17 protein-coding genes are annotated in these 13384 nt (G+C 72.4%); 9 read left to right on the forward strand and 8 right to left on the reverse strand.

Features of this window, described 5'->3' with window-relative positions:
* Window positions 1-96: 96 nt before the first annotated feature.
* Complete coding sequence (locus tag OG403_RS16255; RefSeq protein WP_329564965.1) at window positions 97-336, reverse strand: chaplin; 240 nt, start codon at window positions 334-336, stop codon at window positions 97-99.
* 252 nt (window positions 337-588) lie between these two features.
* On the opposite strand from OG403_RS16255, the gene OG403_RS16260 reads away from it, so the two are divergent.
* From OG403_RS16260 to OG403_RS16275, 4 genes are all read left to right on the forward strand, one after another.
* Window positions 589-828 (forward strand): chaplin, encoded by a 240-nt coding sequence (locus tag OG403_RS16260; RefSeq protein ID WP_329564967.1) that lies wholly within the window; start codon window positions 589-591, stop codon window positions 826-828.
* A gap of 166 nt (window positions 829-994) precedes the next feature.
* A complete protein-coding gene (locus tag OG403_RS16265) occupies window positions 995-1237 on the forward strand; it encodes a chaplin (RefSeq protein ID WP_329564969.1) in 243 nt (80 codons plus the stop codon).
* Between the two features lie 32 nt (window positions 1238-1269).
* Window positions 1270-1536: a chaplin gene (locus tag OG403_RS16270; RefSeq protein WP_329564971.1), complete on the forward strand. Its 267-nt coding sequence runs from the start codon at window positions 1270-1272 to the stop codon at window positions 1534-1536.
* A gap of 98 nt (window positions 1537-1634) precedes the next feature.
* Window positions 1635-2012, forward strand: coding sequence for a hypothetical protein (locus tag OG403_RS16275; RefSeq protein ID WP_329564973.1), 378 nt, complete (start codon window positions 1635-1637; stop codon window positions 2010-2012).
* Window positions 2013-2096: 84 nt separating this feature from the next.
* Here OG403_RS16275 and OG403_RS16280 read toward each other — a convergent pair whose 3' ends face one another.
* Window positions 2097-2777, reverse strand: coding sequence for a hypothetical protein (locus tag OG403_RS16280; protein WP_329564975.1), 681 nt, complete (start codon window positions 2775-2777; stop codon window positions 2097-2099).
* A gap of 423 nt (window positions 2778-3200) precedes the next feature.
* Here OG403_RS16280 and OG403_RS16285 point away from each other — a divergent pair, with 423 nt between their 5' ends.
* The 3 genes from OG403_RS16285 to OG403_RS16295 all read left to right on the forward strand — a co-directional run bounded on the left by OG403_RS16285 (window position 3201) and on the right by OG403_RS16295 (window position 4456).
* The gene (locus tag OG403_RS16285; protein ID WP_329564977.1) at window positions 3201-3539 is read left to right on the forward strand and encodes a rodlet layer protein; all 339 of its coding nucleotides are present in this window, start codon (window positions 3201-3203) and stop codon (window positions 3537-3539) included.
* 95 nt (window positions 3540-3634) lie between these two features.
* Window positions 3635-3973, forward strand: coding sequence for a rodlet layer protein (locus tag OG403_RS16290; RefSeq protein ID WP_329564979.1), 339 nt, complete (start codon window positions 3635-3637; stop codon window positions 3971-3973).
* A 210-nt stretch (window positions 3974-4183) separates the two neighbouring features.
* Complete coding sequence (locus tag OG403_RS16295; RefSeq protein WP_329564982.1) at window positions 4184-4456, forward strand: hypothetical protein; 273 nt, start codon at window positions 4184-4186, stop codon at window positions 4454-4456.
* 61 nt (window positions 4457-4517) lie between these two features.
* Here the strand turns inward: OG403_RS16295 and hemB are convergent, their stop codons facing one another.
* From hemB to OG403_RS16325, 6 genes are all read right to left on the reverse strand, one after another.
* Window positions 4518-5489 (reverse strand): porphobilinogen synthase, encoded by a 972-nt coding sequence (hemB, locus tag OG403_RS16300; RefSeq protein WP_442910922.1) that lies wholly within the window; start codon window positions 5487-5489, stop codon window positions 4518-4520.
* Between the two features lie 15 nt (window positions 5490-5504).
* The gene (locus tag OG403_RS16305; protein WP_329564985.1) at window positions 5505-7148 is read right to left on the reverse strand and encodes a bifunctional uroporphyrinogen-III C-methyltransferase/uroporphyrinogen-III synthase; all 1644 of its coding nucleotides are present in this window, start codon (window positions 7146-7148) and stop codon (window positions 5505-5507) included.
* Window positions 7148-8155: a hydroxymethylbilane synthase gene (gene hemC, locus OG403_RS16310; RefSeq protein ID WP_329564987.1), complete on the reverse strand. Its 1008-nt coding sequence runs from the start codon at window positions 8153-8155 to the stop codon at window positions 7148-7150. The genes OG403_RS16305 and hemC overlap by 1 nt, the downstream gene beginning before the upstream one ends.
* A gap of 41 nt (window positions 8156-8196) precedes the next feature.
* A complete protein-coding gene (locus tag OG403_RS16315; protein ID WP_329564989.1) occupies window positions 8197-9543 on the reverse strand; it encodes a glutamyl-tRNA reductase in 1347 nt (448 codons plus the stop codon).
* A 70-nt stretch (window positions 9544-9613) separates the two neighbouring features.
* A complete protein-coding gene (locus OG403_RS16320) occupies window positions 9614-10453 on the reverse strand; it encodes a redox-sensing transcriptional repressor Rex (protein WP_329564991.1) in 840 nt (279 codons plus the stop codon).
* A 251-nt stretch (window positions 10454-10704) separates the two neighbouring features.
* On the reverse strand, window positions 10705-10977 hold the full coding sequence (locus tag OG403_RS16325) for a glutaredoxin family protein (RefSeq protein WP_329564993.1): 273 nt from the start codon (window positions 10975-10977) through the stop codon (window positions 10705-10707).
* 74 nt (window positions 10978-11051) lie between these two features.
* Between OG403_RS16325 and OG403_RS16330 the strand changes: the two genes are divergently transcribed.
* Together OG403_RS16330 and OG403_RS16335 are read left to right on the forward strand one after the other, a co-directional pair.
* Entirely contained in the window at window positions 11052-11981 is a 930-nt protein-coding gene (locus tag OG403_RS16330) for an HAD family hydrolase (protein WP_329564995.1), read from the forward strand.
* A 521-nt stretch (window positions 11982-12502) separates the two neighbouring features.
* Complete coding sequence (locus OG403_RS16335) at window positions 12503-13309, forward strand: ECF subfamily RNA polymerase sigma factor, BldN family (RefSeq protein ID WP_329564997.1); 807 nt, start codon at window positions 12503-12505, stop codon at window positions 13307-13309.
* The last annotated feature ends 75 nt before the right edge of the window (window positions 13310-13384 follow it).

Raw genomic sequence — 13384 nt, forward strand, 5'->3', positions numbered from 1 at the left:
GTGGAACTTGAGTCACCCTCATGTCCGGGCACGCCAAAACCGCCACCCACCGCCCCAGGAGGGGAGGCGACGGGCGACGGCTTCGCGCAGCCTGGATCAGCCCGCGTTGGCGCAGGTGTTGCCGAACGCCGGGTTCAGCAGGCCGACCACGTCGATGCTGTTGCCGCAGAGGTTGACCGGGATGTGGATCGGCACCTGGATGGCGTTGCCAGAGATCACACCGGGGGAACCGGCCGCGACACCCTCGGCGCCGGAGCTGGCCAGGGCGGTCCCGGCACCCGCGGCCACGATGCCGACCACGGCGGCGCCGACAGCGGCAGCCTTCTTGACGCTCATATTGAGTCTCCTTGTTGCTGAGCACGATGCGTGCATGATCAGCAACGACCCCTTTGCCACCCGGTTGCGGCTATCGGCCGCGAATCACCCGTTCGTACGCATGCGGCGGCGCCGACCACCCCCCGCCACCGGCGGCCGCCAGGCGATCGGGTGATCCCGCCGGGCGCCCGTTTCCGCCCGTGCCGCCGGTCGTTCTAGCTCGGGAAGCCGCTTCACACCGTCAGCGTCCTTAGGCAGAAAGAGAATTCCGTCATGCGCAAGCTCGTCCACGGCGCGTTCGGCGCGGCCGCCGCCGCTGCCCTGATCCTCGGTGGCGCCTCCATCGCCTCCGCCGACGCTGGTGCCCAGGGTGTCGCGGCCGGCTCCCCCGGTGTGCTCTCGGGCAACCTGATCCAGGTCCCGGTGCACGTTCCGGTCAACCTCTGCGGCAACAGCATCGGCCTGGTCACCGTGCTGAACCCGGCGTTCGGCAACACCTGCGTCAACGCCTGAAGTACCGCCTGAAGTACCGACCCGGCGGACTCGTCCGGGTCGGTCGGCCTTCGCCCGGCGGAGTGATTCCGGGCAGTCGGCCAGAACCTTCCGATCGCCATTCCTGTTTCGCCGGGTGCCCCGGGATGTTCAGAACCGGCCCCGAGAAATCAACGGAGGATTACCCATGCGCAAGTTCTCGAAGACCCTCGTCCTGACCACCGCCGCCGCCGGCCTGGTGCTCGGCGGTGCCGGCCTGGCCGCCGCCAGCTCGGGCGCCGAGGGCGCTGCGGTCGGCTCGCCCGGCGTGCTCTCCGGCAACCTGATCCAGGTCCCGGTGCACGTTCCGGTCAACCTCTGCGGCAACACCATCGACGTGATCGGCCTGCTGAACCCGGCGTTCGGCAACACCTGCGTCAACAACGGCTGACCGTTCCCGCTGCAGCTGAACAGGAGCTCCTCATGCAGACCAAGAAGATCGCCGTACTGACCACCGTGGCCGCCGGCCTGGTGCTCGGTGCCGCGGGCGCCGCCAACGCCAGCGCGGGTGCGGAAGGCGTCGCCGCCCACTCCCCCGGTGTCGCCTCCGGCAACGCCATCCAGGTGCCGGTGCACATCCCGGTCAACCTCTGCGGCAACACGGTCGACGTGATCGGCGTGCTGAACCCGGCGTTCGGCAACACCTGCGCCAACGTCGAGCCCCAGCACCACCACGACGACGACTGCTGAGCAGCGGAAGTCGCGTGAGTGTCGGCCCCCGGACCTCCCCGTCCGGGGGCCGACGCCTTTCCCGCAACCGCACCGGTTCTCGACCGAGAAGGACCCCCATGAGCCTCACCACCACCAGCGGCGCACTGGCCGCGCTCGGGGCCGCGCTGCTGCTCACCCCGGCTGCCGCCGGCAGCGCCGCGGCGGCCGCCCCCAAGGAGCCCACCGCCCGGCTGCAGCCGACCCAGGTCGGCCCGGCCCTCGGCGCCCTGGGCAGCACCACCGGCTACGTCACCGGGCCGGTGAAGGACCTGCGGCTGGACCCGTTCGCCCAGTCCACCGCAGACCCGCTGAACAACGCGGTCGCCGTCAAGCCCGACAACCCCGGCATGCGGCCGGTCAGCTCCTCGGCCGTCACCGGCGCGCTCAGCGACGGCGGCGGCGCCAAGGACCTGCCGGTGCTGAAGCTGCTGATGGGCGCGGTGCCGGGCAACTGAGTGCGAGCCGGATCACGGCGGACGGCGCAAGGCCCGGTGCAAGGTACGCACCGGGCCTGAGCGCTTCGTGGACCGCGCCCCGCTTCAGCTCTGCGAGCCGTTCCCCAACGCCTCGTCGGAGGTGGCCATGGTGGTGGTGAGCAGGTCCTGCGCCGTCTGGGTCAGCGAGGAGTGCCGGTCGGGGCCGCCCAGGCTGGCCTTGGCCCCCGGCACCGCCGAGACCGCGCCGGGCAGGATCCGCGGGTCCAGGTCGCCGGTCGACAGCGCGCCGTCCTTCAGCTGGCCGTCGGCGCCCGCCACGAAGCCCAGCGGGTGCCCGATGCCCACCGCCGGGCCGACCGCCTTCAGCGGCGCCTCGGGCGCGGTCAGGTCCAGGTTGCCCGGCCGCACCCCGTCGGCCAGGGCCGGCACCGGCACGTTGGAGTCCAGGCTCGGCCCGACCTTGCTGAAGTTGAGCGCCGGGACCACCTTGTCCGGCACCAGCTGGTGCCTGTCCTGCGCGGCCGGCACCGGGGGCAGCACCGGCGAGGCGGGCAGCGTGCCGGTCACGTCGCCGCCCAGGCCGCCGAGCATCGGCGCGTGCTCGGTGACGGTCTCCAGCGGGACCCGCAGCGGCACGCTCTTCGTCGCCAGCCCGTTCTCCAGCGAGGAGACCTGGTCCGGCGTCATCGTCTGGGGGCCGGCCGCGGCCGCCACCCCCTGGCCCGCGATCGCCGAGGCGCCAACCGCCAGCAGCAGTACACCGGTCCGCTTGGAGAGCTTCATCGTCTTCCCTGATCCGATCTCGTGAGGCAGTGGGGTTCATCGGCCCCGCGCCCGTGCCGGCGGACCGGCGAAAGAGAACCGGGGTCGATCTGTTTCAACGACCCGACCGCACAGGAGTGGGCGCGGCTTAACCGGAACGGCGTATTAATCAGATCGACACGCCGTGGCATCCGGTCGTACCGAATTTTTCCCGGCACGCCTCGCGTAACTTTCCCGGCCGCCGTTCTTTGATACCGGTGTCACCGCAGGACGAGCACCACAACGGCCGGATCGGATGCCCGATCGCTCCGCAGCCGGAGAACTGCCGGACGTGATCGCATTCCTGAATACGCCGCACAAGTCATGGTGACCGCAGACCAGGTCAATTCGTTGAACGGATTGCACCCAGACGCAGCGGACGAAGCAATCCAGAGAGGAATTCCCATGATCAAGAAGACCCTGGCCTCCGTCGGCCTGGTGGCCGCCGCCATGGCCGCCGGCGTGACCCCCGCGATGGCGATCGGCGACTCGGACGGTTCCGGTGCTTCGGTGCAGGGCAACGGCGGCACCAACGCCACCGGCACCTGGGGCAACCACAGCCCCAACTTCCACTTCCTGGACAACCCGAACATCTGCCTGCCGGAGATCCACCACGTCCAGGTCGGCCTCGTTCCGATCCAGGCGGACATCCCGGTCGGCAACCAGCAGCTGCACCAGGTCTGCAACGTCGGCCAGCCCACCCAGGCGAACGGCGACGGCGCCGTCTCGCACCTGATCGGCTGACGAGCCCTCGGCTCCCTCCGGTTCCCCCTGCTCCACCTGTTCCACCCGCTCCACCCCGTCTGAAGTCCCAACCCAGTAGCAAGAGAGAGCACCCCATGCTGAAGAAGGTTCTCGCCACCGCCGGTCTGGCCACCGCCGCCATCGCGATGTCCGCCGCCCCCTCGATGGCGATCGGCGACGCCGACGGCTCGGCCGCCTCGGTCCAGGGCAACGGCGGCACCAACGCCACCGGCACCCACGGCGACCACAGCCCGAACTTCCACACCCTGGACAACCCGAACATCTGCCTGCCGGAGATCCACCACGTCCAGGTCGGCCTCATCCCGGTCCAGGTCGACGTGCCGGTCCTCAACCAGCAGCAGCACCAGATCTGCAACGTCGGCCAGACCACCCAGTCCAACGGCGACGCCCCGCTGTCGCACCTGATCGGCTGATCAAGCCCCCAGCACGGGCGGGCCGGCCGGCCCCGACCGGTCCGCCACGCACGACCTGACCCTCCGGAGCAGTACCTGACCCTCCAGAGCACGACCGGCGGGGCCTGGGGAGCACACGTCCCCCCGGGCCCCGCAGCCATGTGAGTGACACAGAGTCAATTCCAGGCGGCCGCTCCCCCGGGCGTCCGCGTCAGACAGAGAGGACCGACCATGCAGAGGATGCTGGGCAGGGCCGCCGCCGTCGCGGCCGGCGCGCTGATGATCGCCGGTATCGCCGCTCCGGCCTACGCCCATGTCACCGCCGGTGGCAGCGGTGGCGGCGTGGTCAGCGCCGACCCGGTGTTCGCGGCCGGCTGGCACGCCGGATGGGCGGGCACCGACCACGTGCACACCGGCTTCGCGGGCGCCCACTGGGCGACCGACGACGCGGCCGGCGGCGAGGGTGGCTACCAGTCCGAGATCGACGGCTGGCACCACCACTGAACCGGATAACACCGAGGGGGCGTCAGCAACGGCTGACGCCCCCTCGGTCATGTGCTCGGCCCTACAGCATCCGGGCCGCCTCGACGGCCCAGTAGGTCAGGATCTGCTCGGCCCCGGCGCGGCGGATCGAGGTGAGGGTCTCCAGGATGGTCCGCTCACGGTCGATCCAGCCGTTCGCCGCGGCGGCCTCGACCATCGCGTACTCACCGGAGATCTGGTAGGCCGCCACCGGCACCGGCGAGCGGTCGGCCACCTGGCGCAGGATGTCCAGGCAGGGCATGGCCGGCTTGACCATCACCAGGTCGGCCCCCTCGGCGAGGTCCAGTTCCAGCTCGCGCAGCGCCTCCCGGGAGTTGGCCAGGTCCTGCTGGTAGGTCTTGCGGTCGCCCTTGAGCGAGGAGCTGACCGCCTCCCGGAACGGGCCGTAGAGCGCCGAGGCGTACTTGGCGGTGTAGGCGAGCACGGCGACGTCCTGGTGGCCCGCCGCGTCCAGCGCCCGGCGGACCACGCCGACCTGACCGTCCATCATCCCGGACGGGCCGACCATGTGGACCCCGGCCTCGGCCTGCACCACGGCCATCTCGGCGTAGCGCTCCAGGGTCGCGTCGTTGTCCACCGAGCCGTCGGCGGCCAGCACCCCGCAGTGGCCGTGGTCGGTGAACTCGTCCAGGCACAGGTCCGACATCACGACCAGCTGGTCACCGACCTCGGCGACCACGTCGCGGATCGCCAGCTGCAGGATGCCGTTCGGATCCGTGCCCGCCGAGCCCACCGCGTCCTTGGTCAGCGGCACGCCGAAGAGCATGATCCCGCCGAGGCCGGCCTCGGCCGCCTCCACCGCCGCCTTGCGCAGCGTGTCGCGGGTGTGCTGCACCACACCCGGCATCGAACTCACCGGCACCGGCTCGTCGATGCCCTCGCGGACGAAGACCGGCAGGATGAACTCGGCCGGGTGCAGCCGGGTCTCCGCGACCAGGCGGCGCACCGCCGGGGTCGAGCGGAGCCGGCGGGGCCGATTGGCAGGGAAAGACAAGACTTCCTCCAGTGGTCAGCGCGCCTTGCGACGGGAGCCGGGACGGCGCTCGCTGGGCCGGTAGACCGGCTCACCGGCCGAGGTGGCGGCGTCCCGACGGCCCGCACCGAACTCTGCCAGCGCCTGGGCCAGCGCGGAGGCGGACGGCGCCGGCGCCATCACGTCGACCCGCAGGCCGTGCTCCTCGGCGGTCTTGGCGGTGGCGGGGCCGATACAGGCGATGATCGTGACGTTGTGCGGCTTGCCGGCGATGCCGACCAGGTTGCGCACGGTCGAGGACGAGGTGAAGAGCACCGCGTCGAAGCCGCCGCCCTTGATCGCCTCGCGGGTCTCGGCCGGCGGCGGCGAGGCGCGCACGGTCCGGTAGGCCGTCACGTCGTCCACCTCCCAGCCGAGTTCGACCAGGCCGGCCACCAGGGTCTCGGTGGCGATGTCGGCGCGCGGCAGCAGCACCCGGTCGATCGGGTCGAAGACCGGGTCGAACGGCGGCCAGTCCTCCAGCAGGCCGGCCGCGGACTGCTCGCCGCTGGGCACCAGGTCGGGCTTCACCCCGAAGTCCACCAGCGCCTGGCCGGTGGTCTCGCCGACCGCCGCGACCTTGATCCCGGCGAAGGCGCGGGCGTCCAGGCCGTACTCCTCGAACTTCTCGCGCACCGCGCGCACCGCGTTGACCGAGGTGAAGGCGATCCACTCGTAGCGGCCGGTCACCAGGCCCTTGATCGCGCGCTCCATCTGCTGCGGGGTGCGCGGCGGCTCGACCGCGATGGTCGGCACCTCCTGCGGCACCGCGCCGTAGGAGCGCAGCTGCTCGGACAGGCCGGTGGCCTGCTCCTTGGTCCGCGGCACCAGCACGTTCCAGCCGAACAGCGGCTTGGTCTCGAACCAGGAGTGCGAGTCGCGGTGCGCGACCTGGTCACCGACCACGGCTATCACCGAGGTGGCCGGGTCCACCGGGGCGGAGACCGGCGAGGGCAGCACCCGGGCCGCCTTCAGGTCGGCCGCGATGGTGGCCAGCGTGGAGGTGAAGGTGCGCTGGCGGGTGGTGGTGCCCGAGAGCGTGGCGCAGAGCGCGGCGTCCGGCTTGCGGCCGTTGGCGATCAGCGCGTTGGCGGTCACCGGCAGCTGCCCCAGGGTGGTGCGCACCACCAGGGTGGTCTCCGGGGCGCCGAGGTCCAGCACGGCGCCGGCCAGCAGCGCGGAGCCGTCCACGAAGCGCACGTCGGCGCCGTTGCTGCCGCGCAGCGGGACGCCCGCGTAGGCCGGGACGCCGACCGACTGGGCCACGCCCGGGATCACCTCGAAGGCGGTGCCGGCCTTGGCGCAGAGCAGCATCTCCTCGGCCGCCCGGCCGTCCAGGCCCGGGTCGCCGTCGACGGTGCGGACCACGTGCTTGCCGGCCGCGACCGCGTCCGCGATCAGCCGGGAGAGCGAGGCGGCGTCGAACTCGGCGCTCTCGCCGTCCAGCGGACCGGGCGAGTGCACCTGGACACTCGACGGGCAGTGGCTGCGCACCGCGCCCGCGGTCAGCGGGTCGGCGATCAGCAGGTCGGCGCCGGCCAGCACCTCGACCGCGCGCAGCGTGAGCAGACCGGGGTCGCCAGGGCCGGCACCGAGGAAGGTGCAGCGTCCGGAGCGGTCGGCGGTGTTGGTGGGGCTCATCAGACTCGCTCCCCCATCAGACCGGCCGCTCCGCCGTCGAGCAGCCGGGCGGCCAGCGCGTGGCCCAGGGCCCGCGCCTGCCGCTCGGCCGTCTCGTCGAACGCGAGCGGACCAGTGGTGGACATCGTCAGCAGGGTGGCGCCGTCGACAGTGCCGACGACGCCTTCCAGCCGCAGTTCGTTCTCGCCGCTCAGCCGGGCCAGCGCGGCCACCGGGGCGGAGCAGCCGGCTTCCAGCGCGGCCAGCAGGGCGCGCTCCGCGACGACGGCGGTGCGGGTGGCGGGGTGGTCGAGCCGACCGAGGGCGGCGACCAGTTCGGGGGCGTCGGCCCGGCACTCGAGCGCCAGGGCGCCCTGACCGGGGGCCGGGAGCATCAGCTCGGGCGCCAGGTGCTCGCTGATCTCGGCGGCCCGGCCCAGCCGGTTGAGGCCGGCGGTGGCGAGCACCACGGCGTCCAGCTCGCCGCTGTCGACGAAGCCGATCCGGGTGTCGACGTTGCCGCGGATCGGCACCGTCTCGATCTCGACGCCCTGGGCGGCGGCCCAGGCGTTCAGCTGGGCCATCCGGCGCGGGGAGCCGGTGCCGATCCGGGCGGCGCGCCCGGCGCACTTCTCGACCAGGGCTTCCAGGCCGAGCCCCTCACGGGCCACCAGGGCGTCCCGGGCGTCCTCGCGCTCGGGCACGGCGGCCAGCACCAGGCCCTCGGGGGCGGCGGTCGGCAGGTCCTTGAGCGAGTGCACGGCGAAGTCGATCCGGCCCGCGAGCAGCGCGTCGCGCAGCGCGGAGACGAAGACTCCGGTGCCGCCGATCTGCGCGAGCTGCTCGCGGGAGGTGTCGCCGTACGTGGTGATCTCCACCAGTTCGACCTCGCGGCCGGTCAGCCGGCTGACCTCGCGAGCGACCATCCCCGACTGGGCCATGGCCAGCGCGCTGCGCCGGGTGCCGAGCCGCAGCGGTATCGTTTCGGCATCCAACTGGCCCTGCTGCGTGCTCAGTTGACCATTCATAGCGTGATCATCCCGGTCGTGCTGGTGGTCGAGAAGGTGGGTCATCGGGCCGCTCCGCCCGCGAGACTACCGCTGCTGGGCTGCGCTTGCGGGCCCACCGGCGTACCGGACACGGCGTGCACCGCGCCCGGGTCGAGGTCGAACAGCTCGCGCAGCGCCTCCGCGTAGGAGGCACCGCCCGGCTCGGCGGCCAGCTGCTTGACCCGCACCGTCGGTGCGTGCAGCAGCTTGTCGACCACCCGGCGGACGGTCTGCGCCACCTCGGCGCGCGAACGTTCGTCCAGGTCGGGCAGTCGGGACTCGAGGCGGGCCAGCTCGGCGCCGACCACCTCGGAGGCCATCGCGCGCAGCGCCACCACGGTCGGCGCGATCCGCGCGGCCCGCTGGGCGGCGCCGAAGGCGGCCACCTCGTCGGCGACGATGCCGGTGACGGCGGCCACGTCGCCCGCGCCGGGCAGCGCGGCGTCGACCTGGGAGAGCGACTCCAGGTCGATCAGCAGCGCACCGGGCAGCTCGTGGACCGCGTGGTCCACGTCGCGCGGCATCGCCAGGTCGAGGAAGGCCAGCGGCGCGGACGCGGTCCGCACCGCCACGGCGGCGGCCACGTCGGCACCCTGGATCACCACGCCGGCCGAGCCGGTGCAGGAGATCACCAGGTCCACATCGGCCAGCGCCTGCGGCACCTTGGCGAAGTCCACGGTGCGGGCGCCCAGCGTGGCGGCCAGCCGCTCGGCGCGCTCGGGCGTGCGGTTGGCGATCATCAGGTCGCCGACCCCGGCCCGGGCCAGGGTCGCGGCGGCCAGCGAGCTCATCGAGCCCGCGCCGACCACCAGGGCCCGCTTGCCGGCGATCTCACCGGCACCGGCGGCGATCTGGTCGAGACCGAAGGTGACCAGCGACTGGCCGGCCCGGTCGATCCCGGTCTCGCTGTGCGCCCGCTTGCCGACCCGCAGGGCCTGCTGGAACAGCTCGTTGAGGCCGCGCCCGGCGGTGTGCTCCTCCTGGGCGCGGGCCAGCGCGTCGCGTAGCTGGCCGAGGATCTGGCCCTCGCCGACCACCATCGACTCCAGCCCGCAGGCCACCGAGAAGAGGTGGTGCACGGCGCGGTCCTCGTAGTGGACGTAGAGGTGCGCGGTGAGCTCCTCCAGGTCCACCCCGCTGTGCTCGGCGAGCAGCAGCGAGAGCTCGGCCACACCGGCGTGGAACTTGTCCACGTCCGCGTAGAGCTCGATCCGGTTGCAGGTGTTGAGCAGCGCCGCTTCCGAGACGGTGGCGGTGGCCGCCGCGTCGTGCAGCAGCCGGGTGGGTGCCTCCCCGGTCAGCGCGGCGCGCTCCAGGACCGTGACGGGGGCGGTGCGGTGACTCAGTCCGACGACGAGCAGACTCACCAGCCCACCTCGCTGCGCTCGGCAGCCGGCAAGCCGGACGCACTGCTGATGATTCGCTCGCTTCGCTCGCTCATGCCGGCATCACCGCGGGCCGCTCGTTCTCGGCGTTCTTCGCCTTCTCACTCTTCTCCTGCTTCGCCTCGGGCTTGGCGGTGCCACCGGCCGCGCGGCGCAGCTTGGCCGCGGCGGCGCGCACCGGGTTGGCGGCGCGACTGGGGGTCGGCTCCTCCTCGCGCTCGTCCTCCGGCTCCTCGCCGGCCTTGCGCTGCTCGTGGAAGGCCAGGATCTGCAGCTCTATCGAGAGGTCCACCTTGCGCACGTCCACGCCGTCCGGAACCGTCAGCACGGTCGGCGCGAAGTTCAGGATGCTGGTGACGCCCGCCTCGACCAGCCGGTCGCAGACCTGCTGGGCGGCGCCCGGCGGAGTGGTGATCACACCGATGGAGACCTGCTGGCTCTCCACGATGGACTCCAGTTCGTCCATGTGCCGCACCGGAAGGCCCGCCGCGCTGCTGCCGACCACGGACGGGTCGGCGTCCAGCAGGGCCGCCACCCGGAAGCCGCGGGAGGCGAAGCCCCCGTAGTTGGCCAGCGCGTGCCCCAGGTTCCCGATCCCGACGATCACGACCGGCCAGTCCTGGGTGAGACCGAGCTCACGGGAGATCTGGTACACGAGGTACTCGACGTCGTAGCCGACGCCCCGGGTGCCGTAGGAGCCGAGGTAGGAGAAGTCCTTGCGCAGCTTGGCCGAGTTGACCCCGGCCGCGGCGGCCAGTTCCTCGGATGAGACGGTGGGCACCGAGCGCTCGGAGAGCGCGGTCAGTGCGCGCAGGTACAGCGGCAGTCGGGCCACGGTGGCCTCGGGGATGCCGCGGGCACGGGTCTGACGTCCCACAGGGGTGCGGCGCATGGAGCCTCCGTCGGCAGTGCTGGGGGGCGAGGATTTGGGGGTTGATCGGCCGATTGCCACGGTGCTCCTGTGGGTGAAGCTGGGCTTTGGCTGCCAGGCTATGCGTTTGTGAACGTGTGCACAAAGATGGTGTCCGTTTTGTCCCGCCACAGTGACGCGCATCACGCCGCACGCCGCCCCGGCGGCACCATCGTCGCCCACCGGGGCGCGTCCGACCAGAAGTTCGAACCGAAACGGGGCGCACTCGCCCGTCAGCGGGTGAGCGCGGTGCGCAGCCTGGTCTCGTCGACCCGCCAGAAGTCGTGCTGGCGGCCGTCCACCAGGGTCACCGGGATCTGCTCCCAGTACTTGCGGTAGAGCTCCTCGTCCTGGGTGATGTCCCGCTCCTCGAAACCGGCCCCGAGCTCACCGGTGACCCGCACGATCACCTCCCGGGCCTGCTCGCAGAGATGGCAGTCGGGCTTGCCGATCAGCGTCACGGTCCGGTCGGCGGGGTTCTTGGCACGGCGCAGGAGTGGAGTCACCGACCCATTGTGCGACGCCCGCGCGTCACCGCCCGGCGCGTCCGGCGTCACCTCGGCTGACTATGCTCGGTGCCATGGCCGCGCTTCGAAGGCTCACCAAGGTAAGGCGTTCCCCCTCCGAGCGGGCTGCCCTGGCGGGCGAGGCCGCCGCCGACGCCGCCGAGCAGGCGCTGCGCGAGGCCGCGCCGCTGCCGCCGGCCGCCGAGCAGGAGCAGGCCGGGCCACCGGTGGACCACCCGCAGGGCGCCGCCTTCTTCGACTGCGACAACACGATCCTGCAGGGCGCGGCGGTCTTCTACCTCGGCGTGGGGCTCTACCGGCGCAACTTCTTCAGCCGCCGCGACGTGGCCAAGTTCGCCTGGCAGCAGGCCTGGTTCCGGCTGCACGGCACCGAGGACCCCGGGCACATCGCCGACGCCCAGCACACCGCGCTCTCGCTGGTGGCCGGCAAGCGGACCGCCGACCTGGAGGCGATCTGCGAGGAGATCTTCGAGGAGATCGTCGCCGCCAAGGTCTGGCCGGGCACCCGGGCCCTGGTGCAGATGCACCTGGACGCCGGGCAGCGGGTCTGGCTGGTCACCGCCGCGCCGCAGGAGGTGGCCCGGGTGATCGCCCGCCGGCTCGGCATGACCGGCGCGCTCGGCACGGTGGCCGAGGCGGTGGACGGCCGCTACACCGGGCGGCTGGTCGGCGAGATGCTGCACGGCCCGGCCAAGGCGGCGGCGGTGCGGGCGCTGGCCCGGCGCGAGCAGCTGGACCTCGGCCGGTGCGCCGCGTACAGCGACTCGGCCAACGACATCCCGATGCTCTCGCTGGTCGGGCACCCCTTCGTGGTCAACCCCGACGGACGGCTGCGCAAGTACGCGCGGGCGCACGGCTGGCGGGTGCGGGACTTCCGCACCGGCCGCAAGGCGGCCCGGATCGGCGTGCCCGCGGCGGTGCTGCTCGGCGCCGCGGCCGGCGCCACGGTCGCCACCATCGCGCTGCGCCGCAAGCGGCGCTGACGGCCGGTCAGGTCCGACTCGAAGTCCACTGAAGGACCGTCAGCGGTTTCCGAAACGCCGTCAGCCGACCGGTCGCCGGTGGATGTCGGGTCGGCGTCGGCACGGCGCGCCAAGTGACCGGTTCTGATCGTTCGAACACCCCGGAAAGTCTGGGATTGGCAGCCGCAACGACGGGGAACTCGCCCGCCCGACCTCGGAATCGGTCACACTCCGCCGCTAAGTGCTCACCAGCAGCGTGCGGTTCGGCGCTCCGAACGGTCGGTTTCGGCTCACATACCACGCGAAGTGGATCCGAAACGACCACTTCCGCCACAGGGTGTAGCTGTCATTGCACAAAGCGTTATTCTCTCCTGGATGCACGCCCACCCCAGGTGTCTCCCCCGGCGGGGTGACGGGGAGTGTGCTCTCCGCGCAGGCGGAGGTGATCCGTCCACAGTTCTGCCTCTGGGAGTCCCGTGTACCCACCCGTCCGGAACGACGCGCCTGCTCCCTCCCGCCCGTCGCCCCCCGTCACCAGGACCGTGCCCCGTGCGGCCGAGCGCAACCTGCGCCTGCTGCGCTCGCTGCTGCGCACCCAGCTGGCCTTGCTGCCCGAACTCCTCGGCGCCGAACTCCTCGGTCCGGAACTGGTGCCGGCCAGCGGCGCGTTCGCGCCCGCCCCGGCCCCCGGCGCCGGACTGGCCCTGCGCTCGACCGCCGCCGGCCCGGCCGGCACCCGCAGCCGCGGCGTCGGCCTGCGCGGTCGCGCCGGGACGCTGCCGCAGCAGGGCACCGAGACCGAGCAGAACCCGATCATGGAGCTGGTCGAGCGGGCCCAGGCCGGCGAGAGCGAGGCCTTCGGCCGGCTCTACGACCACTACTGCGACACGGTCTACCGCTACATCTACTACCGGGTCGGCAGCCGGGCCACGGCCGAGGACCTGACCAGCGAGACCTTCCTGCGCGCGCTGCGCCGGATCGGCACGTTCACCTGGCAGGGCCGGGACTTCGGTGCCTGGCTGGTGACCATCGCGCGCAACCTGGTCGCCGACCACTTCAAGTCCAGCCGGTTCCGGCTGGAGGTGACCACCGGGGAGATGCTCGACTCCAACGAGTGCGAGCGCAGCCCGGAGGACTCGGTCCTCGAGTCGCTCTCCAACGCCGCTCTGCTGGACGCGGTCCGCCGGCTCAACCCGCAGCAGCAGGAGTGCGTCACGCTCCGCTTCCTCCAGGGCCTCTCGGTCGCCGAGACGGCGCGGATCATGGGCAAGAACGAGGGTGCGATCAAGACCCTGCAGTACCGGGCCGTCCGCACGCTGGCCCGGCTGCTGCCGCCGGATGCCCGCTGATCCGGCCCGCTCGCCCTCGATGAACATAGCTGACGCCGGGTCACCCGGCGGACGGTTCCCACACGTCCGGGTGAG

The sequence above is a fragment of the Kitasatospora sp. NBC_01266 genome (genome assembly GCF_036242395.1).
Classification (GTDB): Bacteria; Actinomycetota; Actinomycetes; order Streptomycetales; family Streptomycetaceae; genus Kitasatospora.

Coding starts and splice junctions, on each gene's coding strand:
- OG403_RS16255 (WP_329564965.1), bottom strand. CDS start 336: ATGAGCGTCAAGAAGGCTGCCGCTGTCGGCGCCGCCGTGGTCGGCATC.
- OG403_RS16260 (WP_329564967.1), top strand. CDS start 589: ATGCGCAAGCTCGTCCACGGCGCGTTCGGCGCGGCCGCCGCCGCTGCC.
- OG403_RS16265 (WP_329564969.1), top strand. CDS start 995: ATGCGCAAGTTCTCGAAGACCCTCGTCCTGACCACCGCCGCCGCCGGC.
- OG403_RS16270 (WP_329564971.1), top strand. CDS start 1,270: ATGCAGACCAAGAAGATCGCCGTACTGACCACCGTGGCCGCCGGCCTG.
- OG403_RS16275 (WP_329564973.1), top strand. CDS start 1,635: ATGAGCCTCACCACCACCAGCGGCGCACTGGCCGCGCTCGGGGCCGCG.
- OG403_RS16280 (WP_329564975.1), bottom strand. CDS start 2,777: ATGAAGCTCTCCAAGCGGACCGGTGTACTGCTGCTGGCGGTTGGCGCC.
- OG403_RS16285 (WP_329564977.1), top strand. CDS start 3,201: ATGATCAAGAAGACCCTGGCCTCCGTCGGCCTGGTGGCCGCCGCCATG.
- OG403_RS16290 (WP_329564979.1), top strand. CDS start 3,635: ATGCTGAAGAAGGTTCTCGCCACCGCCGGTCTGGCCACCGCCGCCATC.
- OG403_RS16295 (WP_329564982.1), top strand. CDS start 4,184: ATGCAGAGGATGCTGGGCAGGGCCGCCGCCGTCGCGGCCGGCGCGCTG.
- OG403_RS16305 (WP_329564985.1), bottom strand. CDS start 7,148: ATGAGCCCCACCAACACCGCCGACCGCTCCGGACGCTGCACCTTCCTC.
- hemC (WP_329564987.1), bottom strand. CDS start 8,155: ATGAATGGTCAACTGAGCACGCAGCAGGGCCAGTTGGATGCCGAAACG.
- OG403_RS16320 (WP_329564991.1), bottom strand. CDS start 10,453: ATGCGCCGCACCCCTGTGGGACGTCAGACCCGTGCCCGCGGCATCCCC.
- OG403_RS16330 (WP_329564995.1), top strand. CDS start 11,052: ATGGCCGCGCTTCGAAGGCTCACCAAGGTAAGGCGTTCCCCCTCCGAG.